Raw genomic sequence first — 23,536 nt, forward strand, 5'->3', positions numbered from 1 at the left:
GGGTGCCTTATTTGCTCGTTCCTCGCAAAACGTTACGCCGCGCTACGAGATATGCCGGTATCCAATTTGTGGGCGTGTGATTATTCGTTTGCCGAATTTCGTAGCGCGTGGTAAGCGCCAGCGCACCCGCGGATGCAACGCGAAGCGGTGCCGGCGTTAGGTGGCACGGCCCGGGCGGCTGGCGCCGCCTTCGCGGGTGCCTTATTTGCTCGTTCCTCGCAAAACGTTACGCCGCGCTACGAGATATGCAGGTATTCAATTTGTGGGCGTGTGATTGTACGTTTGCCGGATTAAGTAGCGCGTGGTAAGCGCCAGCGCACCCGCGGATGCAGCGCGGAGCGGTGCCGTAGTTAGGTGGCACGCCCCGGGTGGCTTGTCATCACTGCGTAAAATGCAGCGGGTATCTTGGGCACTTTCTATTACACAAAAGAGCCTTCCACTATGGCTGAAGAGAACAATTTACGCACGCGCGTCAGCGAAGTCTTTAGGATTTTTCTATGGCTTGGCCTGACCTCCTTTGGTGGGCCGGTGGCGCATCTGGGCTATTTTCGGGCCGAGTTTGTGGAGCGCCGCCGTTGGCTTTCGGAGGCTGCCTATGCGGACTTGGTCGCGCTTTGCCAATTTTTGCCAGGACCCGCCAGCAGCCAGGTGGGTTTTGCGCTTGGGCTAATGCGCGCTGGCCCTTGGGGAGCCGCGATGGCGTGGCTGGCATTTACGCTGCCTTCGGCCATTGTGCTAGTACTGTTTGCGTTTGGCGCAGCGGTATTGGATGGCCCTGTCGCCAGCGGCCTTATCCACGGCTTGAAGATAGTCGCGGTAGCGATTGTGGCGCATGCGGTGTGGGGCATGGCGCGTAATCTGTGCCCGGATAAAACCCGCACGGGCATTGCACTACTGGCCGTGTTTACGGTGTTATTGGTTAGCGGGCCGCTAGGGCAGGTGGGTGCCATTGTGTTCGGTGGTTTGGCGGGGTTTCTGCTATGCCGCGAAGCCGTGACTGCCACGCAAAGCGAAACACTCCACTTTGCTGTGTCGCGCTCAGTTGGCGTTATCGCACTGGGGCTGTTCGCTGGGCTATTGATTGGGTTGCCGTTGCTTGCGGGAAGTACGGTTTGGCTTGATATCGCGGATGCCTTTTATCGTTCAGGCGCGCTGGTATTTGGCGGTGGGCATGTGGTGCTGCCGCTATTACAAGCGGAAGTGGTGCAGTCAGGCTGGATAACGCCTGATGCGTTTTTAACCGGTTACGGAGCGGCACAGGCCGTGCCGGGGCCGCTGTTTACCTTTGCCGCCTATCTTGGGGCGTTGCTGCCCGGCGTTAATGGCCTTGTTGGTGCGATAGTGGCCTTGCTGGCCATCTTCATACCGGGATTTTTACTGCTGGTGGGCGTGCTGCCATTCTGGAATCGCTTTCGCCAATGGGGAAGTGCTCAGGCGTTGATGCGTGGTGCCAATGCCGCAGTGGTGGGGATTCTGGGCGCCGCACTTTACCAGCCGGTGTGGACCAGCGCGATTATCGGACCGTATGAATTTGCCTTGGCGCTTAGCGGCTTTTTACTGCTTTCCGTGTGGAAGCTGCCTGCCTGGGCGGTGGTGGTTGTGATTGCACTGGGCGGTCTTTTGATACCGGTTCAGTAGATAATGAGCCAAGACCTTACAAAAACGCCTCGCTTAAGCGAGGCGTTCGTGATTTAAAGGGCTAATGGCTGCTCCTATGGCGCCTCCAGCTCTAACGTGCGGCGCAGAACATTGAGCTCGTCAATATTCAGGTGCTCCAGCCTGCCGGCGAGCAAGTCGCTAATCTTCTGTACTGGAAGCCCTGCCTGGCGGGCAATTTCCCGGCTTCCTAGATCTGATACTGCAATTAAACGCGTGATAATGCGCATTAGGCGCGTGCGTTTTTCTAATTCCCTGACATCGAGGTCAGGGCTGCTTCGCGGAGGATCCAGCGTTTCTGCGTGAGCAGTTGAGTATGCCGTACTCATGAGACTCCATTAGTCTGAAATGACAAGGACACAATGCCGCCAACGCAGGTGCTTTTCAATATTTAATTTGATGAAAATTTCGCGACACTTGTGAACACCCGATTGCGGCTTGGCTCTGGTAAACTATGTGCCTTATTTTAGCGTACGCGGCTGCTTCTGGCGTGCGGCACTTTTATCTTTTTTTTATAAGGCCACTGGCCGGGGAGAAATGGCATGTCGTCGAATAGCGCACCCAAAGTGGGCGTCATCATGGGGTCCAAATCGGATTGGCCGGTGATGGAGCACGCGGTGACGATGCTGGAGCGCTTAGGCGTTGCTTATGAAACGCGCGTGGTCTCTGCCCACCGAACGCCTGACTTGCTGTTCGACTATGCTAAAAGCGCCGCTGAGCGTGGCCTGCAGGTGATTGTGGCCGGTGCAGGCGGTGCAGCCCACCTGCCCGGTATGGTGGCCTCACAAACGCCGCTGCCGGTACTAGGTGTGCCGGTTGAATCCAAAGCGCTTAAAGGCCTTGATTCACTGCTCTCGATTGCGCAGATGCCCGGCGGTATCGCCGTAGGCACACTGGCGATTGGTAAGGCCGGTGCGACCAATGCGGGCCTGCTGGCCGCGCAGATTGTGGGCCTTCAGGATAGCGCTGTGCGTAACGCGGTTGAGGCCTTCCGTGCAGAGCAGACTCAACTAGTACTGGATAACCCGGACCCGCGCCCCGCGCCGGATGCTGAGTAAAAGGAGCCCCCATGAACTCTGGTACGACAAACATCGGCGTTTTAGGCGCAGGCCAACTGGGCCGTATGCTGGCGCTGGCGGGCTACCCGCTAGGCAATCGGTTTACGTTCCTGGATACTACGGGTAACCCAAGCGCAGGCATCGGCGAGGTCATTGTCGACCCGGATAATCAGCACTTGGCGGAGTTTCTCGCCAAGGTGGATGTTGTGACCTACGAGTTCGAGCATCTGCCGGTGACGCTTGTGCAGGAGATCGAAAAGCACAAGCCGGTGTATCCAAGTAGCCGAGCGATTGAGGTATGCCAAAATCGGGTTGAAGAGAAAGCCCTGTTTGATCGCTTGAACATCCCGACGCCTGCTTACCGTGTGGTCGAGAGCGCAGAGCAGCTTGAAACCGCCGCACGTGAACTTGGCTGCCCGGTCGTGGCAAAGTCCGTCACGGAAGGTTACGACGGTAAAGGTCAGGCGGTCCTAAAAGCCCCAGAAGAGGCGGCTGACGCTTGGCAAAGCATTGGCCATACGCAGTTGATCGTTGAAGCGTTTGTGGATTTTGTGCGCGAAGTTTCGATGATTGCTGTGCGCGGTCGCGATGGCGAGGTGGTTTTCTACCCCATGGCAGAGAACCAGCATGTAGGCGGCATTCTGCGTTACTCGGTGGCGCCGCTGCCGGACCTGGACGCCCAGGTGCAGCAAACGGCTGATACGTATATTCGTGCGCTGCTGGATGAGCTGGATTACGTGGGCGTGCTGGCGCTTGAACTCTTCCAAACCCGCGATGGCAGCCTGCTGGCTAACGAAATGGCGCCACGCGTGCATAACTCCGGCCATTGGACGATGGATGGTGCGGTTACCAGCCAGTTCGAGAACCATCTACGGGCGGTTCAAGGATTACCGCTTGGCAGCACAGCGGCCATTGCGCCCACCTGTATGGTTAATGTGATTGGCCAGGAAGGTGACAACGTGGCCATGCTCAAGCTTGCCAATACCCACCTGCACCGCTACGACAAGGCCGAGCGGGCAGGGCGGAAGCTGGCCCACGTTAACGTGGTGGCCGCTACCCACGCTGAACTGCTGGAAAAGGTGCGCGCCTGCCAAGCACTGATACCCGATGCCCCGGCGGTTGAGTGGAGTTTTGAGCGCTCATTATAGATAAGCGTTAATAAGTTACTGAAAAGGCGCCCCACGATGTGAGGCGCCTTTTTTAATTCCGGTTTTAAGCTCTTTTTTAAGACCGTTTTAAGCTCTGTTTTTACGACCGTTTTAAGCTCTGTTTAAAGTCCCGCGAACCAGCTTGGACGCTTACCAACCCAGCACAATACGCCCGCTCAGCAGTAGCCACAGCGCGATTAACGCAAAGTGCCCAGGGTACCAGGCCAGCCACAGCCTGCGTGGCATGGCAAACGTTACCGCAGGAACGCGCTGAGCCAGGCCAGCAGCAAGTATCAGCACCACGACACAGGTCCCCACCGTAAACGATTTCGCCATATCCGAGGCGTTCATTTGTCCGGCAACCCAGAGTACGGGAAAGGCGGCCAAGCCTGCCCAAAGTCGCGCCTGAAAATGGGTGCCCGCTTGGCTAAGTGAATGCATGGCAAACATGAATAGTGGAATCAACAGCAGGCCGTTGTGGCCGTATTCCACCCAGAAACCGAGCAGGTACCACACCGTGACGCCCACCGCGGTGCCCAACAGCAGCCAACCAAACCCCAGCGTTTGCTGTTGGTAGTGCTGCCAGCCTTGGCGGGCCAGTGTGCCCAAGACCAGGCCACTGGCCAGCGTAAAGCAGACGTTAAAGATCAACGCATCCGATGCGCGTGGCATCATCATGTAAGGGAGTTGAGCTACCAGCCCGATAATCAGAATACGCCGTGAATAACGCAGTGGGTTACGGGTATTAAATAGCCCGTGCCAAGCGACCATGGCGGCAAACAGCGGAAAGGCAATCCGGCCAATAGAGGAGCCTGCCCAGCTAAAATCCCCAGGCAATACATAGCGGGTAAGGTGGTCTACCGTCATGGTAATGAGCGCGAGCCACTGGCCCCAGCCTGTCCAGTAGGAAGACGGGCGTCGGTTGATGTCTGGTGTGGCGCTGAGAGTTGCTGCCATAAAACCTCCCTGTTTTTATGACTAAATTACGGTGATAGCGAAATGACGTTTCATCGCTATATGGGTTATATCGGCTATATCGGCTATATCGGCTGTATGAGCTATATCGGCTATATAAACGTAGTGAATGATACAGAGACTCTCACACACTGACCTGGTTCATTCCAAGGGGCAGCGTGCTTGTTCATGGCCAGCGTACCTGGTTTTTAAGCTGCTGATGCAAGGAGAAAAAAGGCAAGGGCGTAAATAAACCACCCCGGCAAAGGCCGGGGTGATGGGGAAGTCACTACGCTATGTGATTACTCTTCGCCAAAGTAGCGAGCGTGAATCTCATCGTAGGTGCCGTTTTCTTGAAGTGTTGCGAGGGCTTCGTTGAATTTTTCGGCAAGCGCTTCATCACGCTGGCGGAACGCGATACCAAAGCCATCACCAAAGTATTCTTTAGGCTCAGTGATTTTTTCGCCCACAATGGTGTAGTCAGCGTCTTCGTTTTCAACCAGCGTTGACTGGCCGATCGGGAAATCGAGGAAAACGATATCCAGACGCTGTGCGTCCATATCCAGCACCATATCATCGGCGGTGGAGTAGCGGCTGATATCGGCTACGCTGCTGTAGTTGTCAGTGACGTAGTTGTCCTGGAGCGTACCGCGTTGAACGCCGATGGTCAGGCCTTCAAGGGTTTCTTCATTGGCTTCGTCGATATCCAGGTCGCTTGCGGCAAACCAGGCAGACGGCATGGTGATGTAGGGGTCAGAGAACAGCACCTGCTGGCGACGCTCATCGTTGATGGTCATGGAGGACATGACGGCGTCGTAGTTGCGTGACAGAAGGCCCGGAATAATGCCGTCCCACTCCTGCTCGATCCACTCGCAGGTCACGCCGATCTCTTCACACATGGCGTTGCCCAGGTCGATATCAAAACCGGTCAGGTCGCCTTCAGGGGTGCGGAATTCCATCGGAACATAAGGTACATCAACGCCAATGCGCACCTGATCATAATCACGTGCCTGGGCGGAAGAGGCCGCAGCAACAGCCAAACCAATTAAAGAAACTGATAGCAACTTTTTCATTATTTAACTCCGTTGTTAAAGAGGTCCACCCGAGGTGATCCTCTTTAACGTAACCCAGGTTGGGGTCGGCGGAAAGAGGAAAACACCCTGTGAACCAACGTTTGTTTGACGTTCGCTAGTAATCGAACCGTTTACGGGGTTTGTGGCTTTAAGTGCGCAAGTAATTTCTTCTCTAAAAAGCGGAAGAAAAACAGAATGGCAAACGTTAAGCACAGATAGATAGCCGCGACAAACAGGAAGGGCTCAAACGGCGTATAGAACCGTGAATAGACATAGCGAGCTGCCCCGGTCAGATCCATTAAGGTGACCACGCTGGCTATCGCGCTGGCATGCAGCATAAAAATCACTTCATTGCCGTAGGCGGGCAGGGCACGACGGAACGCGCTGGGGATAATGATCCGTCGCATCATCAGGCTTTGTGACATGCCGTAAGCGCGGGCCGCTTCAATTTCGCCTTTAGAGGTTGCTTTGATAGCCCCTCGGAAAATCTCTGTTGTGTAAGCAGCTGTGTTAAGAGTGAAAGCGATCAGTGCTGGATAGAAGGCCTCACGAAAGATTGGCCACAAAAAGCTTTCCTGAATGCCGTCAAAAAACACCACGCCATAGTAAATAATGTACAGCTGAATCAGCAGCGGCGTGCCACGAAACACGTAGGTATAGGCATACACGGGCAGGCTGATCCATTTACGCCGTGAACTGCGCATAATGGCAAGCGGCACTGCTAGCACCAGCCCGATCACCAGCGACAAAAACACCAGCTGTGTGGTGGTGACAAGCCCTGTCCAGTAGTAGCCCAGCGTAGTGGAAGTGAAGATCAGGTTGCCGGACAAAAGGTCATTAAACCATGCGGAAATATCTAGCATGTCACTGCTCTCCAAAGCCGATGTCGTAGCGCTTTTGTAACCGGGCAAAAATCCACTCGGAGACGCTGGCAATCAACAGGTAGGCAACGGCGACGGGGATTAAAAACACAAACGGCTCGTGAGTCGCCCGGGAGGCTTCAGCGGCCACGCGGACCATATCGGTCAGGCCGATCACCGAGACGAGCGCGGTGGTTTTCAGCAGCACCATCCAGTTATTGGAGAGCCCGGGCAGCGCATGGCGCATCATTTGCGGAAAACGAATGCGGCGAAATACCAGTGCGCTGCTCATCCCGTAGGCTTTGCCTGCCTCAATTTGACCGTTGTCCACTGCCATAAAGGCGCCTCGGAAGGTCTCGCCCATATAGGCACCAAAAATAAAGCCAATGGTCAATACGCCAGCGGCAAAGGCGTTGAAATTAATGTAAATATCAATGTCGTAGCTGTAGTAAAGAATATCACTAATCGCGTTGACACCGATTTGACCGCCGTAAAACAGCAGCATCATCAAGACAAGGTCTGGCACGCCGCGAATCAGCGTCGTGTAGACAGTTGCCGTGCCGTGCAATAGCCAGTGACGCGACATCTTGGCTGTGGCGGTTAGCAGGCCTAGCGCGATGGCTAACAGTAGCGATAAAACCGCTAGTTGAACGGTGACCCCGGCACCTTCGATTAAACGGGGGCCGTACCCTTGCAAATCCAGCATGGTCGCCTCGCAGATCAGTAGTTAGGAGTAAGAAACTGTTTCAGACGAGACGATTGCGGGTTGCCTAATACGTCATCTGGCGTCCCGGCTTCTTCCACCAAGCCCTGGTGAAGATAGATCACCTTGCTTGAGACATCGCGAGCAAAGCTCATCTCATGGGTAACCACCACCATGGTACGCCCTTCATTGGCTAAATCGCGCATGACTTTCAGCACGTCGCCGACAAGCTCTGGGTCCAGCGCCGAGGTCGGCTCGTCAAACAGCATAACCTCTGGATTCATGGCCAGTGCCCGAGCAATCGCGCCGCGCTGCTGCTGGCCTCCTGACATTTGCGCCGGGTAAGCGTTGGCGCGGGCGGTTAACCCCACACGCTCAAGCAGCGCATGGGCTTGTTCGATCGCCTCTTTTTTAGGAATGCCGAGCACATGGATAGGCGCTTCAATTATATTTTCAAGCAGCGTCATGTGTGCCCAGAGATTGAAATTCTGAAACACCATGGAAAGCTTGGCACGCATTTGGACAACCTGTTTCCAATCGGCTGGCTCGCGTCCGTGTCGGGTCGCCTTAAAGCGTATCGGGTCGCCGTGAAGGATGATCTCGCCCTCATCCGGCTGCTCTAACAGGTTCATACAACGCAAAAAGGTACTTTTACCCGACCCTGAAGCGCCAATCAGCGTGATCACATCACCTTTTTGGGCTTCCAGTGAAAGGCCTTTCAGAACTTCCGTATCGCCGAAGCGCTTTTTAATATTACGCACTTCCAGGGGAGTAGCGGCCATAAACATAGGCTCCAGTACAAAGTTGCCGCGGTAGCAACGTGTTGAGTTAACGCAGGCTAAGTGCGGCTGGCGCGAAAAAAGTGGCGATTCTATCAGGCTCAGCGAAAAATGCGTGCTTTCCTTATACGATAAATGTAGGAAGGCTACCGTAAGTGAAACACATGTGCCTCGATATTATCTCCATGTTGTTGTTATTAAATAACTATTAAGCTTGTTTTTCGGTTTTACTTGGGGGGTGAGTCGGAGCCACCAAAAGCGCCGCCCGCGCACCCAGCGCCACGTTGGCATTAGGAAATACGACATGTAGCGGCGTCTCGCCAACCACGAAATCGCCTGCCACGCTATCCCAGGCCAAACGCGTGCCGGGCTCAAAACGGCTGAAGTTGGGCATGTCAGCATCAACGTAGAGCGTAAAGTCCTCCGCTTGGCGCTTAAGCTCATGCTCTACCTGAAAGAATACCATGGCAGCCGGGTCTTGCTGAGCAGGCGTTTCGCCTTTGCTGAGCGACGTAAGCAGCGCGCCCATTGGGATCAGTGATGCCCTATCATTTTGCCCGAAAGGGGCGACGCGGCCTAGCTCAAAAGTAAACGCTTGAGCGCCATGGTAATGCTTGCTGTAGTGCGAGAAGGTCCAGCTTGTCTGGTGTTGATGAAGCACGGCCCGCATGCCCGCAGCAGCAAGCCACTGCCACTGCTCCGGCAGGGTCACAGTGTTAGCAAACGGCTCGACAACAAAAATCGGGTAGAGGCTTTCACGAATGGCGGTGTGCAAGTCGTAGTGCAACCTGGGCCGCGCGGCGTGAGTTTCATAAAATTTGTCTACCGCAGCCATTAATTCACGTGCGCGTTCTGGCTCCTCACCGCTGCCTGTTAAGTCACGCTTGAAGAGGCGGTTAAGGTTCGTTGCTATAAACCGTTGCTGAGCGCGTAGCGCGGGAATATTGCCAAGAATGACCAGTACGGGAGCACCCAGCGGGGTAGTGCCTGCTTCCAGGGCGCTTAGCCATTCACCGAGCAATTCAACCGGAGCTGTTTCGTTGCCATGAATCGCCGCTGAAAAAACGCAGGCATAGGCCTCTGGCTGTGGCGTATGAGGGATAAGTTCCATAATGCCGGGGGCATGAAACCGATAAGTACCGCTTGGAAATTGGCCGCTACGCTGTACGGGAAGGTGCCCATCAAGGGTCCAGTCAAGCCAGTGATTCAGCATTATCGGCCTCTTGTTATTGGTTGGAAATTCACACGCTATCTTTAACATGCTCAAAAACGGGAGCAAGCACTAGCGTCGTGGTTATGAAAATGGCGGGCGCTCGAGTGTAAGACGGTACCTAAAACGCTCACGGTGAGTGGGCGTTTTAATAGGAAGGGCGCTTTGCCGCGCACTTTTGGAATTCAATGCGAGAAACCAGCCGCTGCTTTGTATCTGCGTAAGGTGAAAATCGAAGAGAGCAGGGGAAAACATTCGCTTTTCGCTGCTGCAGGCTAGGCTATGTTGTAGTCATTCCCTAATCGGAATGCCATTAACGTAGCTAAAACGCAGTCCAAAGGAGTAAGCAATGACAAAGGTATTGGTACTTTACTATTCCATGTATGGGCATGTTGATACCTTGGCCAAGGCCGTTGCAGAAGGGGCAAGGAAAGTTGAAGGCGTAGAGGTAACCGTTAAGCGAGTACCTGAAACCATGCCCGCAGATGCTTTCAAAAATGCCGGCGGTAAGCAGGATTACGATACGCCCGAAGCGACTCCCCAGGAACTGGCCGATTACGATGCGATTATTGTTGGTACCCCAACCCGCTTTGGCAATATGACCGGCCAAATGCGCACCTTTTTTGACCAAACCGGCGGCTTATGGGCTAACGGCACCTTGCGTGGCAAAGTGGCGAGTGTGTTTACCTCAACAGGTACCGGCGGTGGCGATGAGATGACGATTACCTCCACCTGGACGACGCTTGCCCACCACGGCATGGTGATTGTGCCCGTCGGTTATGGCATTGAAGAGCAGTTTGATATTTCCGAAGTCAGCGGCGGTAACCCTTACGGAGCGGCGACTTTGGCAGGTAGTGATGGCTCCCGCCAGCCAAGCGAGCGTGAACTGAAGCTTGCGCGCTTTCAGGGCGAGCACGTTGCGAAAATCGCTGCGAAGCTGGCGGAGTAACCAACCGCCAATAAAAAGCCACCCCGTCGATAATTATCTGCGGGGTGGCTTTTTATTGGCGAAGGGGTTACAGGCTTAAACGTTTGGCAATCGCGCGGCCCAGGCTTTCAGTGGTGCCTTGGCCGCCAACATCACGGGTGACCACTTGGCTGTCACCTTCGCGAAGCACATCTTCAATCGCTGTCACCATCGCATCAGCGGCTTCTTTATAGCCCAGATGCTCAAGCATCATGGCGCCAGACCAAATTTGCCCAATTGGGTTGGCGATACCTTTGCCTGCAATATCCGGTGCGCTGCCGTGTACCGGCTCAAACAGGCTGGGGAATTTGCCTTCGGGGTTAATGTTGGCCGAAGGGGCAATGCCGATAGTGCCGGTACACGCCGGCCCCAGGTCGGAAAGAATATCGCCAAACAGGTTGCTGCCGACGACCACGTCAAACCAGTCGGGATGCAGTACAAAGTTGGCGGTCAGAATATCAATATGGAATTTATCGACATCAATCTCCGGATACTGCTTGGCCATTTCCAGCACGCGCTCGTCCCAGTAGGGCATGGTGATAGAGATACCGTTGGATTTTGTGGCCGAGGTGAGCTTTTTGCGCGGGCGAGTTTGCGCCAGATCAAACGCATATTTAAGCACGCGGTCAACGCCTGTGCGCGACATCACGGTTTCCTGAATGACAATTTCGCGCTCGGTGCCTTCAAACATCTTGCCGCCGATGCTTGAGTATTCGCCCTCGGTGTTTTCGCGCACCACGTAAAAGTCGATATCGCCCGGTTCACGCCCGGCAAGCGGGCTTTTAATACCGGGCATTAACTTGCAAGGGCGTAGGTTGATGTACTGGTCGAACTGGCGGCGAAACTGCAGTAGCGAGCCCCAAAGAGAAATATGGTCGGGCACTTTGTCGGGCCAGCCGACCGCGCCGTAAAACAGCGCATCGAACCCTTTGAGCTGTTCAAACCAGTCGTCCGGCATCATTTGGCCGTGCTCCAGGTAGTAGTCGCAGCTGCCAAATTCAAAGGTCGTGAACTCAAGGTCGATATTAAAGCGCTTGGCTGCGGCTTCAAGGGCGCGAATACCTTCGGGCATGACTTCGGTACCAATGCCGTCGCCAGCGATCACTGCAATACGGTGGGCCATTTGGATTCCTTGTTATTAAAAAAGATGAGCGATGAACGCAGTGTAGCCGCTATCTGAGTGATAATAATCAGGCTACTATTCAAGCTATTGTTGCCTGAAAGTGGAGAATCCATGTCGGCGCTAGACGATCTTGCATTTTTTCAGCAGTTAGCACGTGCAGGAAGTTTGACAGGAACGGCGCGTGAGCTGGGGCTTTCGCTGTCGGCGGTGAGCAAGCGCTTAAAGCAGCTAGAGGCGCGTTTGGGCGTGGAGCTTGCCGCACGCACCACCCGGCGGTTGACGCTAACGGCAGAAGGCGAGCGTTATCTTTCCCGCGGGGCGCTGATTCTGGATGAGTTGGGGGAGCTTGAGAACTCTCTCAACGATACACATAAGCATGGGCTTAGCGGACGGCTGCGGGTTAATGCCACCTTTGGTTTTGGTCGGCAGCACATTGCGCCGCTGCTCTCCACCTTTTGTGCAATGCACCCAGCGGTTGAGGGATGGCTGGAGCTCACCAATTTCCCGCTTAACCTGAGCGATCACGGCTTTGATGTCGGTATACGGGTTGGCGAGCCGCCGGATTCACGTTTGATTGCTCGGCCAATTTTGCCCAATCGCCGTGTGCTGTGTGCAGCGCCCCGTTATATCGCCCGAATGGCACCGTTGAACGCGCCTGGCGACCTTGTGCGCCAGGCATGCCTGGTGATTCGTGAAAACGATACGGACTTTCCTCTTTGGCGTTTTGAGCGTTGTAATGACCCGGGCTGCGTTCAGTCAGTGAAGGTAAGCGGGCGGCTGGCCAGTAATGACGGGGAAGTCATTACTCGGCTGGCCCTGGACGGACACGGGATAATGATGCGTTCATGGTGGGATGTAAACGAGCACTTGGCCAGTGGGGCGCTGGTGCCATTGCTGCCTGAATGGCAGGGCGTGCGGGCCGACTTTTATGCGGTATTTGAGCAGCGTCGCCATGTGCCCACGCGGTTACGCGCGTTTATTGACCATGCGCAGCGTGACATAACCGGGCGAGTACCGCCGTTGCCAGACATTACTTGCCTCGATTGATGGCGAAGGCACTCATCACCATAAACGACGATGATCAACTCATAGAGCACTGACACGTTCGGTCAGAAACCATTGGATAAAATAAGTATCTTGTTAGGGACTCAGTTAACCCTGGGCGTGCGTGATGGGCGCTTGGCGCTGGGTACGTGGCAAGGCCTCTGGCTAGGCGAGCACCGCGACCGGGGAGGGCCGCGGCGCATCCTTGCTACGTTAAATGGTTGCGATGCGTTGGCATAAGACGCGCACTTATAACGTAAGCTGCGCTTTAATAATTGGCCATGCTGGTTCGCCGTCGGTGTTCGTTACATCGGCAAGCATGGCTTCTACCCGCTCGGGGTGATTGCTGATCCACTCCTGGGCTACCTCTGAAAGCGCACGCTCGTCCTGGCCAAACGCTTGGATCATCCAGCTTTGTTCGTCAGCGGTGAAGCTGAACTGCTCAAAAAACGTAGTGATATTGGGATTGGCTTCAGCATAGTCGGCGCGCAGCAGGGTAAGCACATCACTTTCACCGTTGTTTTTACCGAACAGATTTTCTGGATCCTCCAGGTAACGCATGGGTAGCTCAAGGTTCATCCAGTGAGGTGTCCAGCCGACCCAGACCACCGCTTGTTCGCGGTCGATAGCATCGCGAGCGGCGGACAGCATGGCGATTTCGCTGGTATCAACCAGGCGCCAGTCACCCAGCTCCCAAGCGTCATTATCAATGGCGTCATGGAGAATTTCGCTGGCGGCCGAGCCAGCGCCAAAGCTGAGAATCTGACCGTTAAACAGGTCGCGGTTTTCGGCAAGGTCAGCAAAACTTTGAATGCCGCTCTCGTAAATATAGGTAGGCACGGCCAGCGTCATTTGCGCGCCATCAACGTTGTTCGCCACATCAATCAGTAAGCCTGACTCTTTGCGTGGGGTGAACATGTCACGCTGAGCAGGCAGCCAGGCGCCCAGAAATACATCGATATCACCGCTCTCCATACCCTGATAGATCACCTGCAGGCCAATCTCTTGCGCGCGGGTTTCATAACCCAGCGGGTTTAATAGCTGTTCGGCTATTTCCGTCTTTACGGTAATGCCAGGCCAAGCGGGAACACCAAAATCAAGTGTTTGATCATCGCCGTGCGTGGTGGATGCAAATGCAGCGGATAAGAGTGCTGTTGCTACCAAAGGCATGCTGGGTGAGAGGCGTAGGCAGGTTTTCATTGAGATCTCCTTGCTGAGTTTTTATATCGCGCGGGGCGGTTTATGAGTGGCGTGCCAACACACGCAGGCGAGAGGCGAGCATGTCGCGGTCTAAATACGTGCCCTGGAGGTGACGAGCGCCGCTATTGGGGTCGAATTCTCGTCGTCCATGGAGTACACGCCGATTATCAAAGGCCACCATTTGACCGGGGCGCAGCGTAAATTCCAACTGATGCGCTTCACTGTGGAAGAGCTGCCACAGCGTCCGATAGGCACGGTACCATGCGTTCATTTGTGAGGCGGGAAGATGAAGGGTATCCCGAATCCAGTTATTCAAGCGTATTTCTACCAGGTTGCCGCTGCTATCAAGGGTAATGACTGGGGCACGAACGGTAATATCGGTTGCCTCGTCCTGAAAACGAAAATCGATCGGGGTCTCACTCAGAATAGTCAGCGCGTTGGAGTCCTGGTGACGCAATGCGTTAACGACTCGGACACCGTCGGCAAACAGTGATTCGCCACCGCTGGCCTCATTTTTTAGGCAGTAAAGTAGCTGGATATCCGGTGGTTGCTGCCAGTTGGGCAAATCTATATGTAGGGGTAAACCTGCCGCCGTATACGCCGCATTATTAGGGTTAGGCTTTGAGCGTACATTAAAACGAGCGCCGAAATTAGTCGTGCGCAGTGGGCCAATGCGTTCCGCTAAACGGCTGACTTCTTCTTCCATCAATGGGGCTTCTGTAACCAGCGCTAAACCATCGCGTAGCAGGGCAGTAATCCAGGCTTTCTCACCCGCTGGGGTGAGGAGGTCAGCATGTAAAATGCGTTCAGGGAAAAAATTATCAACCCAAGGAGCCGACTTCGGAACAGGTGATGTCAGGCGCGTTTCCGGGCGGCGCTGATAGAGCCAGCCGCTGTGGAAGGCACTGGTATGTCCGTCCTTCCAGTGTAAATAGAGGTGCCCATTTTGCAGGCTAATATCGGGTGCTTCGTTAATGTCAGCCAGAGGAATATAGAGCCGCTCGCGTGTTTGCGGGTGGCGGCACTCAGGGCAGGCGCAGTGATCGCGCAGCCAAAGCAGTGGTAGCGTAGTAACGTCGCTGGTTTGCCATGTCAGCGTCACGCCTTCCTCGGTGAGCATCGCGTCGCTTAGTGATGGGCCTGAGTAGTAAGGGGTAAATTCGCCCATTTGGGGCGCCTGATGCGCTTCGGCGGCAAACACTGTACTCGTCATTTTTGCCTCTTTATGGTGATGAAAAACGCTTAAATTCGGCCACTTAGAATGCGCATTCGTCATGGCTCAAACAAATGATTAATATGGCCCCTAAGACCTCGTTTTACTTATAGGTGGGTTTACCATGAGTCAGTTACCGCCACTATTATGGCTGCAGGCGTTTGAGTCGGCGGCGCGAACGCTCAGCTTTACCGCGGCTGGAAATGAGTTGGCCGTTACCCAGGCGGCCATTAGTCAGCGAGTTCGATTGTTGGAGGAGCGGTTGGGGCAAAAGCTCTTTGTGCGCCATGCGCGAAGCTTAACCCTCACGCCTGTAGGACAAGCCTGGCTGCCCAGTATCAATGATGCTTTTTCGCGGATCAGCGAAGGAACGACTGAGGTGTTTGGCGCTACCAGTGGGCAGCCTGTGACATTAAGAGCCACGCCGATCCTCCAGCAATCATGGCTGGCGCCGCGCTTGGCTGCTCTTTACCAGCACTGTCCACACATCTCCATTCGCCTGGTTAGCGCTATCTGGCCAGATGACTATGGGGCAGAGGGCGCCGATATCGAAATCCGTTATGGGCGAGGCGAATGGAGTGGCGTTGAAATGCACTCGTTAGGCGATGAACAACTGCTGCCAGTGTGTTCTCCAACGCTTGCTGCAACGCTAACAACGCCTGCCGATTTAAGAGGGCACACGTTGCTTCACGCGGTAGGGTTTGGTGTCGGCTGGTCAGGCTGGCTACAGGCGGCGGGCGTGGGTCACTTGGAAACGCAGTGTCGTTCTATAACATGCGATAACCAAGTGATGACGTTAGCGTTAGCTAGCCAAGGCGCAGGGGTAGCGCTCATTCATCGCCGTTTGTTGGAGCAGCGCAATGACCTGGTGACGCCGTTTCCGTCCATTAGTGTGCCAAGCGATGAGCAGTTCTGGCTGGTACGTCCCAGCCGTCGCCAAATAGATGACGAAGCGGCCTTGGTCTGGGTGTGGTTAGCGAAGGATACTGACGCCACTTAGGGGCGTTTTAAGAATAAATACACCAATTTTCTTGCCATTTTGGTGCAGGCGTGAAGAATGAAGCGCCTCCGATAAGTTAAAAAAAGGCGTGTTGTATGGATTTTTCGGTACCTCAACTGTTGACCGCGTTGGTTGATCGCGGCAACGGGCTGTTATGGGGCAGTGTGCTGATCTACTTACTGATCGGCGCAGGCCTCTACTTTACGATACGAACCGGCGCGATTCAGGTACGTTATTTCGGTCACATGTTTAAACTGCTGCGCACCTCGCGCAACGCTGGTGACGGTATCTCCTCGTTTCAGGCGCTTTCGACGAGCCTGGCGGCACGCGTAGGCACCGGCAACCTGGCGGGTGTGGCGGTGGCGATCTATTTTGGTGGCCCTGGCGCGATTTTCTGGATGTGGATGACCGCCATGGTGGGTATGGCGACCAGCTTCGTCGAATCTACCTTGGCGCAGGCCTACAAAACAGACCATGGCGATAGCACCTTCCGCGGTGGACCAGCCCGTTATATTGAACGTGGGCTTGGACTGCGCTGGCTGGCCGTGCTGTTTTCCATCTGTTTGATTATCGCGTTTGGATTGGCGTTTAACAGCGTACAGGCCAACTCCATCGCCCAGGCCATGGAGCAGGCATTTGCTGTTCCCACCTGGGCCATGGGGTTAGTCTTGGTGGTCGTTGTGGCGCCGATTATCTTTGGTGGCTTAAAGTCCATCGCCAAGGTCGCGGAGCTGGTGGTGCCATTAATGGCACTGCTTTACCTGTTACTCGCGCTTGTTGTAGTCGGGCTTAATATCGGTGACTTCCCAGCAGCCATCATGACCATTGTGAAGAGCGCCTTTGGCCTTGAACAAGCGGCTGGTGGGGCCGTGGGTTATGCCGTGTCACAAGCGATTATGCACGGCATTCAACGCGGCCTGTTCTCCAACGAGGCGGGCATGGGTTCGGCGCCGAATGCGGCAGCTACCGCCAGCACGCGCCCCAACCATCCGGCTGCCCAAGGCTTTATTCAGATGCTGGGTGTGTTTCTGGATACGCTGGTTATTTGTACGGCCACTGCGGCCATTATTATTATGGCAGGGCCTGAGCTTTTAGCCGGTGAAGAGACGAATGGTATCCAATTGACCCAAATGGCGCTTTCAAGCCACGTAGGCGATTGGGGGGGCATGTTTGTAGCCGTCGCAATCTTGCTGTTCGCGTTTACTTCTGTGATTGCCAACTACTCTTACGGCGAGTCCAATATTGAGTATTTAGCCGGTCGTCGAGCGCCGGTGGCGATTCTCCTTTACCGCTTGGCGGTGCTGGGGATGATCATGGTGGGATCGGTGGCGAGTCTGGGGGCGATCTGGAACTTTGCAGATCTTTCCATGGGTATGATGGCCATTATTAACCTGGTGGCTATCCTGCTGCTTTCACCTGTTGCTTTTGCGTTGTTCCGTGACTACGAGGCGCAGCTGAAGGCAGGCAAAGAACCTACCTTTGATCCCAGCAAATTCCCCAAGTTAGCCAATAAGGTTGATCCCAAGGCGTGGCCTAAGCAGCACTAATCACCCGCCAACTAAAACCCTGCTTATACAAAAGCGGGGTTTTTTTATAGATATCATAATTCGATTTTATCGAACGTAACGCTCATATCATTGCGCTTTTGATTAATCAAAATCATCGTAAAATAGCGCCAATTCCTTATTAATCCTGCGTTGGAGCTTTTTTAAAATGACAACTCGTGCCCTGTTGGTTACCTCCTCTGTACTTGGTGAAAACGGTCAATCTATCGCCTTGGCCAACCACTTCCAAAGCCGTGCGGCTGCCCGCGAAGGCGTCGATGTCACTAAACGCGACGTGGTTGCCGATGCGCTTCCTCACCTGGATATTGCGGAACTGGGCGCATGGCAGACACCGGCTGATGAGCGCAGCAACGAGCAGAAAGCACTGGCTGCTCGCTCTGATGAACTGTTGGCCGAACTGCGTGCTAATGACGTGTTGGTCTTGGCTGTACCGATGTATAACCTGGGCATCCCTTCGCAGTTAAAAGCCTGGTTTGACCGCGTACTGCGTGCTGGCGAAACGTTCCGTTACACAGAAAACGGCCCACAAGGTCTAGTCGAAGGTAAGCGGGTGATTATTCTGGCGGCCCGTGGCGGTATGTATGCGGGGTCGGACATGGATAGCCAAACGCCACACCTGAAAAGCATGCTAGGCTTGATGGGCATTACCGATGTTGATGTTGTGTACGCAGAAGGCCTGAACATGGGCGAAGAGCAGCGTGCTGCGGCGCAGAAAGAAGCGTTTCAGGCAATTGATCAGTTGGTGGAAGCGCTATAAGCCCGTTAGCCTGAGGTAATTACGGAGAATCCGTTATGGCACGTCCCGAACTATTGGAGCAGATCTATACGATTGTCGATCAGATTCCGGCGGGGCGAGTCACGACGTACGGGCGTATTGCCGCTATGACAGAAGGCGCCACACCACGAATGGTGGGGTCTGCCATGCGCCACTTGCCCGATGGCCATGAGCTTCCCTGGCACCGGGTGATTGCGGCCTCACTTAAACTTGCTGACCACGGCGGTGCTACCCGTCAGCACCAGAAATTGCGTGATGAAGGCGTGATGTTTGATGCCAAGGGCCGCGTGCCGCGTCATCTGGTGTGGCCGGATGAGCCGTAGAATAAGTCTTTCAATGAAAAAGCCGCGCGGTTGCGCGGCTTTTTCGTTTGTTCGTTCATTTATCCCTTTCTGAAAAGCGCTAAGTACGTGCCCCATCGAGGTGAACGTCCTGTGCTTTTATCGTCATGGCACCGGCAAGTCGGCAGAGCAATAAAGCGGTCACGCCACACAGCGTAAGTGTTAGTGGCATCAGATGCGGCCCCTGGGTCGCCAAGCTGGCAACATAGCCAACGGCCGCCGCGACCACATAGTGCAGGGTACCCATCAGCGCCGAAGCCACGCCGGCCTGCGCCCCGCCAGCGTTCATGGTTAGCGCGGTCAAATTACCAAACACTAGCCCGAGCGCCCCGATCGCCACCCCCAGCAGCGCCACGTACGTTTCGAACGTGACCATATCCGTCGTGACGACCAGATATAAAAGCGCACCCGCCAGTGCATGTATACCAAGCCCGATATAAGTTACCCCGGCAGGCGTCATACCGCGTGCAGACAACGCATTGGACAGCATGCCACCGATAATCAGCCCGACAGAATTGGCGGCAAACAGATAGCTGAAATGGGTCGGGGTCATGCCAAAATGGTCGGTAAACACAAACGCTGCGGCGCTGATATAGGTGAAAAGTGACCCCAGAACAAAGCCTCCGGCCGCCGTATAAGTCATGAAGACTCGACGACGAGACTGAGCCAGATACCCACGCACGACACTGCTTACGCTAAGCGTTGTGCGCTGCCCAACATCAAGCGTCTCGGGAATGGCGGCCAGGCTCCATGCCAATCCAATAACGCCGAGAGCTGCCAGCATCCAGAAAATACCGCGCCAGCCACCGTGCTCAAGCAGAAAGCCTCCCATCATGGGCGCCACGACGGGTGCAATCATCATGACTTGCATCAATAGCGAAAAGATTTTGGCAGAGCTTTTTACATCGCAAAGATCGGCCACAATGGCACGCGGCGCGACCAATCCGGCGGCCGCGCCGATGGCCTGTAAAAATCGGGCAGCAAGTAACCACTCAAGCGTGGGCGCCATGGCCGCAACCACCGAGCCCGCCACAAAGATCACAAGCCCCACCAGGAGCGGCATTCGGCGGCCAAAACGCTCCAGTAGCGGGCCATAAAGGCACTGCCCCAGCGCCAGTCCTGCCAAAAAGACCGACAGCGTTTGCTGCACGCTGCCTGCCGAGACCTCATAGGTGTGCGCAATCATCGGCATGCCGGGCAGATACATATCAATCGCCATGGCATCGAGTGCGGTCAAAAGGGCCAGCAGAGTGACTAGCGCCATGCCCACGGTACTTTGGTGAGTATTCTCACGGATGGCCTGTTCAGTCATGATGCTCTCCTACAAGCTTGGCGATGCTGTCGCCCATAAGGCGCTCAAGCGCGTTGAGACGTGCCTCAAAGCGCTCGGTGCCAATATAAATAAGCGCCACGTGGAGGCTATCCACCATGCCCATGTAAGCGTGGCCCAGTATCAGGGCATCTTGATCGGAGAGTGCCTCCCCCACATGGCGACGCAGCGCTGCCGTAAAATCTGCTAACAGCTGTTGCATGTAAGTTTCGTAGCCTTCCTGAAGCTCGTGGAAAAGCGACTCAGGTGGAATATACGAGGTGCGTAGCAGAAACCGAAAGTGCTCAGAGTCGGCGTAACGTGCCAACAACGATTCGCAATAGTGCTGGCCTGGCAGTCCAGTATTGGAATGCTCAAAGCATTCATGAGCAAATTGCGATTCAATTTTCAAGGCATCTTCAAACACCGCCAAAAACAGCGCGTCCTTATTTTTGATATGCGAATAAAGCGACGCTTTGCGAATACCGGCGTCGGCAGCAATCCCCGCCAGTGAGGCGCCCTCATAACCATGCCGGGCAAACTGGGCAACGGCCGCGTTGAGCACCCGGCGTAGCGCGGGTGTTGTCGTGGATAACATTTCGAGTCTCCGAACATGAAACATCTTGATGATGCATGCTTAAAGCATGTCAAAAACCAAGCGACGCATCATACTATAAAAGCTACCGACCGGTAGGTAGCTTTGAGTGGTGTAGAAAAGGCCCTTTCGGGCCAATAATCTGACACTATCCGATTTAAAACATGCTGTTGTCGTTGGCCGCTTCTTCCGGCACAGACTGGATGACATCCCAGTGCTCGACGATCATTTCATTTTCAACGCGGAAGATATCCACAACGGCCTCACCGCGATCCTCATCACCATTGGTAGAGTGAACATGCAGCCAGACCAGGTCGCCATCGGTTGCACTACGCACGATCTCGCTCTGGTAGTCCGGATTTTCCTGGAAGTAGCCTGCAAAGTAATCCACGAAAGGCGCCTTGCCATCCGGTACGCCCGGATTGTGCTGAATGTAATCTTCCGCCAGCACCAATGAGCTCTGCTCTGTTTCATGCTCGTTGAAGAACTGGTTATAGAACTGGATGACCAATGCCCGGTTTGCTTCCTCGGCCTCAAGATCACGTTCGGCTTGCGCAAACGATACGGCGGGTAAAGATAGCATCAGCACTGACGTGGCAACGCTCAACGGTTTCAGTAACGACATGTCAACACTCCTGTTTCGGGTAGATGGATCAAAGGCACAGCACTAATCACCGCATCATGCCCCTTGAGTTTCACCTTAATAAACGGTCTAAAATGTAGACCTTGGGGTAAACTTAAAGGAGTTCCCATGACCGCACAAGAAGTCACATTTACCTGACCCGGTCACATCTATATGCCCACTGCATACCCATCCATGGAGCCGTGATGACTGCCATTACCGCTAGCGAAGAGATCGTTCTTGAACAGCCTTGCCCGATTCGCGATGTGCTTGACCGCATTGGCGACCAGTGGAGCTTACTGATTCTGGAAGCCCTGGCCCCCGGCACGCTGCGTTTTAATGCCTTGATGCGTGAGATTGGTGATATTTCAAAGCAGATGCTCTCCCGTACCCTCAAACAGCTGGAGCAGGATGGCTTTGTCACGCGTACGCTCTATCCTGAAGTCCCGCCACGGGTGGAATATACTCTAACCCCGTTGGGGCGCTCTTTTCTTGAGCCGATGCAACAGCTGGTAGCGTGGGCAGATGCCCATCACCGCACCATCGTGGCCGCTCGTTTGCAGTATCAGGCTAGCCAGACGTAGACCTGAAACGGGCTATGTGAGAATTAAAAACATCCCCTAACTAACAAGCCCACGACTAAATCGTGGGCTTGTTGGCTGTCTCATTTATTAAAATGTACCCGAATTGCGTCCGTACTTGGTTATTGGCATAGGGCTTCCAGCTCGCGCTTATACTTCAATGGAGCCTGATTTCAATGACCAGTCGCGCCAGCGCAGATCAAACAGGTCCTTGCGGCGATCCTTCAGGTTCGTCACTGAGCCTTCTGCGCGCACCACGGTTAGGCGAGTCAAATCCAGGTCCGAGAAGAAAATCATCTCGGTATTGGGTGTGGTTTCCGCCAGCACTGCATCATGGGGGAAGGCGAAGTCAGAAGGGGTAAAGACCGCAGACTGCGCGTACTGGATATCCAGGTTTTCAATTGAGGGCAGGTTGCCGACGCTACCGCAGAGAACTACGTAGCACTCGTTCTCGATGGCGCGCGCCTGACCACAGTGGCGAACCCGCAGATAGCCATTCTTGGTGTCGGTCCAGAACGGCACAAACAGGATATCCATGTCCTGGTCGGCCAGGAGACGGCCGAGTTCCGGGAACTCCACGTCGTAGCAGATCAAAATGCCCACGCGGCCTGCATCGGTGTCAAACACCTGCAAGCTGTCACCGCCTTCGATTACCCAATCGCGACGCTCCTGAGGGGTGATATGCAGTTTGGCCTGCTTGTCTACTTCGCCGTCACGGTGGAAGAGGTAGGCAACGTTATAGAGCCGGTCATCCTCGCCTACTTCAATCATTGAACCGCCGACAATATTGATATTGTAGGAGACCGCCATGCGTGAAAGTTCGGCTTTAAAGCGCTCGGTAAAGCCTGCCAGAAAGCGTATCGCCGCCATTTGGTCCTGCTGGGCGGCGCGGTCTTGCAAGCCCATCAGCGGGGTGGTGAATAGCTCCGGGAAAACCGCAAAGTCACTTTGGTAATCTGAAAGCGCGTCGACAAAATACTCAATCTGCTGGAGGGCAGCTTCTACCGAGGCAAACTCACGCATCTGCCACTGTACGGCGCCAACACGCACTTGGGTCGGGCGCGTATCCAGCACGTTGTCGGCAGGCTCAAAGAGAATATTGTTCCACTCGAGCAGGGTCGCGTAGCCCTTTGACTGCTCATCTTCGGGCAGGTATTTGCGCAGCAGGCGTTTTACTTGAAAGTCGTTAGCCAACTGGAACGACAGAATGGGATCATAAATCTCCTTGCGAGAGACTTTTTCGATGTACTGGGCCGGCGTTAGCTCATCGGCATGCTGATAGTATTCGGGAATGCGCCCACCCGCCAAAATGGCGCGCAGGTTATGCGAACGACACAGCTCTTTGCGTGCTTCGTATAGGCGCCGCCCCAAGCGGTGGCCGCGGTAGTCCGGGTGAATCAGCACATCCAGCCCGTACATCGCATCGCCATTTTCATCGTTGAGAATAATCTCACGATGGCCAATCAGGTCGTCATACTTATGCGGGTTGGAAAACTCGTCGTAATCCACCTGAACCGTTAGCGCTACGCCTACCAGATTGCCGTCATCTTCAATGGCGATCTGGCCGTCGGGAAATTCCTGAATCAGCTTGTCGATGGTGTGACGGGGCCAAGCGCCGCCGATGTTATGATAGACAGCGTCCATCAATGTCTTGAGCTGATCGTAATCATCGCTCGTCAGGTTGCGCAGATTTAGATGCAGGTCTTCCAGGGACATATCAGGGGATTCCAGAATAAAAAAGAAAACAGCCTAGTACATGA

Annotated in this window: 24 protein-coding genes and 1 pseudogene; 11 read left to right on the top strand and 14 right to left on the bottom strand. The window is 54.6% G+C overall.

Translation table 11 applies throughout. From position 1 onward, the window contains the following. The first annotated feature begins 441 nt into the window (after positions 1-441). Positions 442-1,638, top strand: a complete 1,197-nt coding sequence (gene chrA, locus CZ787_RS09260) for a chromate efflux transporter (RefSeq protein ID WP_087108459.1) — start codon at positions 442-444, stop codon at positions 1,636-1,638. A gap of 74 nt (positions 1,639-1,712) precedes the next feature. Here the strand turns inward: chrA and CZ787_RS09265 are convergent, their stop codons facing one another. After that, the gene (locus CZ787_RS09265) at positions 1,713-1,985 is read right to left on the bottom strand and encodes an XRE family transcriptional regulator (protein WP_018918645.1); all 273 of its coding nucleotides are present in this window, start codon (positions 1,983-1,985) and stop codon (positions 1,713-1,715) included. 213 nt (positions 1,986-2,198) lie between these two features. On the opposite strand from CZ787_RS09265, the gene purE reads away from it, so the two are divergent. After that, on the top strand, positions 2,199-2,714 hold the full coding sequence (purE, locus tag CZ787_RS09270) for a 5-(carboxyamino)imidazole ribonucleotide mutase (RefSeq protein ID WP_087108461.1): 516 nt from the start codon (positions 2,199-2,201) through the stop codon (positions 2,712-2,714). Between the two features lie 11 nt (positions 2,715-2,725). Continuing rightward, positions 2,726-3,862: a 5-(carboxyamino)imidazole ribonucleotide synthase gene (locus CZ787_RS09275; protein ID WP_087108464.1), complete on the top strand. Its 1,137-nt coding sequence runs from the start codon at positions 2,726-2,728 to the stop codon at positions 3,860-3,862. A gap of 150 nt (positions 3,863-4,012) precedes the next feature. Here the strand turns inward: CZ787_RS09275 and CZ787_RS09280 are convergent, their stop codons facing one another. From CZ787_RS09280 to CZ787_RS09305, 6 genes are all read right to left on the bottom strand, one after another. Beyond that, entirely contained in the window at positions 4,013-4,819 is an 807-nt protein-coding gene (locus CZ787_RS09280; RefSeq protein ID WP_087108466.1) for a TraX family protein, read from the bottom strand. A 299-nt stretch (positions 4,820-5,118) separates the two neighbouring features. Next, on the bottom strand, positions 5,119-5,889 hold the full coding sequence (locus CZ787_RS09285) for a transporter substrate-binding domain-containing protein (RefSeq protein ID WP_087108468.1): 771 nt from the start codon (positions 5,887-5,889) through the stop codon (positions 5,119-5,121). 131 nt (positions 5,890-6,020) lie between these two features. After that, positions 6,021-6,752, bottom strand: coding sequence for an ABC transporter permease (locus CZ787_RS09290; protein ID WP_087108470.1), 732 nt, complete (start codon positions 6,750-6,752; stop codon positions 6,021-6,023). Between the two features lies 1 nt (position 6,753). Continuing rightward, the gene (locus CZ787_RS09295) at positions 6,754-7,455 is read right to left on the bottom strand and encodes an ABC transporter permease (protein ID WP_087108472.1); all 702 of its coding nucleotides are present in this window, start codon (positions 7,453-7,455) and stop codon (positions 6,754-6,756) included. 14 nt (positions 7,456-7,469) lie between these two features. Then, complete coding sequence (locus tag CZ787_RS09300) at positions 7,470-8,240, bottom strand: ABC transporter ATP-binding protein (protein ID WP_412767842.1); 771 nt, start codon at positions 8,238-8,240, stop codon at positions 7,470-7,472. Positions 8,241-8,439: 199 nt separating this feature from the next. After that, on the bottom strand, positions 8,440-9,444 hold the full coding sequence (locus CZ787_RS09305) for a succinylglutamate desuccinylase (protein WP_087108476.1): 1,005 nt from the start codon (positions 9,442-9,444) through the stop codon (positions 8,440-8,442). A gap of 346 nt (positions 9,445-9,790) precedes the next feature. Here CZ787_RS09305 and wrbA point away from each other — a divergent pair, with 346 nt between their 5' ends. Then, on the top strand, positions 9,791-10,390 hold the full coding sequence (gene wrbA, locus CZ787_RS09310) for an NAD(P)H:quinone oxidoreductase (protein WP_087108478.1): 600 nt from the start codon (positions 9,791-9,793) through the stop codon (positions 10,388-10,390). A 67-nt stretch (positions 10,391-10,457) separates the two neighbouring features. Here the strand turns inward: wrbA and CZ787_RS09315 are convergent, their stop codons facing one another. After that, positions 10,458-11,531, bottom strand: coding sequence for a tartrate dehydrogenase (locus tag CZ787_RS09315; protein WP_087108480.1), 1,074 nt, complete (start codon positions 11,529-11,531; stop codon positions 10,458-10,460). Between the two features lie 111 nt (positions 11,532-11,642). Here CZ787_RS09315 and CZ787_RS09320 point away from each other — a divergent pair, with 111 nt between their 5' ends. Both CZ787_RS09320 and CZ787_RS09325 read left to right on the top strand, forming a co-directional pair. Beyond that, positions 11,643-12,578 (top strand): LysR family transcriptional regulator, encoded by a 936-nt coding sequence (locus tag CZ787_RS09320; protein WP_087108482.1) that lies wholly within the window; start codon positions 11,643-11,645, stop codon positions 12,576-12,578. A gap of 87 nt (positions 12,579-12,665) precedes the next feature. After that, positions 12,666-12,815: pseudogene (locus tag CZ787_RS09325) on the top strand (YjbQ family protein); the annotation flags it as partial. Between the two features lie 9 nt (positions 12,816-12,824). Here the strand turns inward: CZ787_RS09325 and CZ787_RS09330 are convergent. Beyond that, positions 12,825-13,775 carry an ABC transporter substrate-binding protein gene (locus tag CZ787_RS09330; RefSeq protein WP_412767843.1) on the bottom strand — a complete coding sequence of 317 codons (951 nt, stop codon included), beginning with the start codon at positions 13,773-13,775 and terminating at the stop codon, positions 12,825-12,827. Positions 13,776-13,815: 40 nt separating this feature from the next. Further along, positions 13,816-14,988 carry a TauD/TfdA family dioxygenase gene (locus CZ787_RS09335; protein ID WP_254908600.1) on the bottom strand — a complete coding sequence of 391 codons (1,173 nt, stop codon included), beginning with the start codon at positions 14,986-14,988 and terminating at the stop codon, positions 13,816-13,818. Between the two features lie 124 nt (positions 14,989-15,112). Here CZ787_RS09335 and CZ787_RS09340 point away from each other — a divergent pair, with 124 nt between their 5' ends. The 4 genes from CZ787_RS09340 to CZ787_RS09355 all read left to right on the top strand — a co-directional run bounded on the left by CZ787_RS09340 (position 15,113) and on the right by CZ787_RS09355 (position 18,651). Next, positions 15,113-15,988 carry a LysR substrate-binding domain-containing protein gene (locus CZ787_RS09340; protein WP_087108484.1) on the top strand — a complete coding sequence of 292 codons (876 nt, stop codon included), beginning with the start codon at positions 15,113-15,115 and terminating at the stop codon, positions 15,986-15,988. Between the two features lie 95 nt (positions 15,989-16,083). Beyond that, positions 16,084-17,535 carry an alanine/glycine:cation symporter family protein gene (locus tag CZ787_RS09345; protein WP_087108485.1) on the top strand — a complete coding sequence of 484 codons (1,452 nt, stop codon included), beginning with the start codon at positions 16,084-16,086 and terminating at the stop codon, positions 17,533-17,535. Positions 17,536-17,701: 166 nt separating this feature from the next. Next, positions 17,702-18,310 carry an FMN-dependent NADH-azoreductase gene (locus tag CZ787_RS09350; protein ID WP_087108488.1) on the top strand — a complete coding sequence of 203 codons (609 nt, stop codon included), beginning with the start codon at positions 17,702-17,704 and terminating at the stop codon, positions 18,308-18,310. A 35-nt stretch (positions 18,311-18,345) separates the two neighbouring features. Next, positions 18,346-18,651 carry an MGMT family protein gene (locus CZ787_RS09355; protein WP_087108490.1) on the top strand — a complete coding sequence of 102 codons (306 nt, stop codon included), beginning with the start codon at positions 18,346-18,348 and terminating at the stop codon, positions 18,649-18,651. A 79-nt stretch (positions 18,652-18,730) separates the two neighbouring features. On the opposite strand, the gene CZ787_RS09360 is transcribed toward CZ787_RS09355, so the two are convergent. The 3 genes from CZ787_RS09360 to CZ787_RS09370 form a co-directional block, all read right to left on the bottom strand. Further along, positions 18,731-19,981: a multidrug effflux MFS transporter gene (locus CZ787_RS09360; RefSeq protein WP_087108492.1), complete on the bottom strand. Its 1,251-nt coding sequence runs from the start codon at positions 19,979-19,981 to the stop codon at positions 18,731-18,733. Then, positions 19,974-20,576, bottom strand: coding sequence for a TetR/AcrR family transcriptional regulator (locus tag CZ787_RS09365; RefSeq protein ID WP_176372204.1), 603 nt, complete (start codon positions 20,574-20,576; stop codon positions 19,974-19,976). The genes CZ787_RS09360 and CZ787_RS09365 overlap by 8 nt, the downstream gene beginning before the upstream one ends. A gap of 154 nt (positions 20,577-20,730) precedes the next feature. Beyond that, positions 20,731-21,198, bottom strand: coding sequence for a nuclear transport factor 2 family protein (locus CZ787_RS09370; RefSeq protein ID WP_087108497.1), 468 nt, complete (start codon positions 21,196-21,198; stop codon positions 20,731-20,733). A gap of 203 nt (positions 21,199-21,401) precedes the next feature. Here CZ787_RS09370 and CZ787_RS09375 point away from each other — a divergent pair, with 203 nt between their 5' ends. Further along, positions 21,402-21,779 carry a winged helix-turn-helix transcriptional regulator gene (locus CZ787_RS09375; RefSeq protein WP_087108499.1) on the top strand — a complete coding sequence of 126 codons (378 nt, stop codon included), beginning with the start codon at positions 21,402-21,404 and terminating at the stop codon, positions 21,777-21,779. 147 nt (positions 21,780-21,926) lie between these two features. Here CZ787_RS09375 and CZ787_RS09380 read toward each other — a convergent pair whose 3' ends face one another. Continuing rightward, positions 21,927-23,492, bottom strand: a complete 1,566-nt coding sequence (locus tag CZ787_RS09380) for a bifunctional GNAT family N-acetyltransferase/carbon-nitrogen hydrolase family protein (RefSeq protein ID WP_087108501.1) — start codon at positions 23,490-23,492, stop codon at positions 21,927-21,929. Positions 23,493-23,536 lie beyond the last annotated feature (44 nt).

The organism is Halomonas citrativorans (assembly GCF_900163645.1).
Classification (GTDB): domain Bacteria; phylum Pseudomonadota; class Gammaproteobacteria; order Pseudomonadales; family Halomonadaceae; genus Vreelandella; species Vreelandella citrativorans.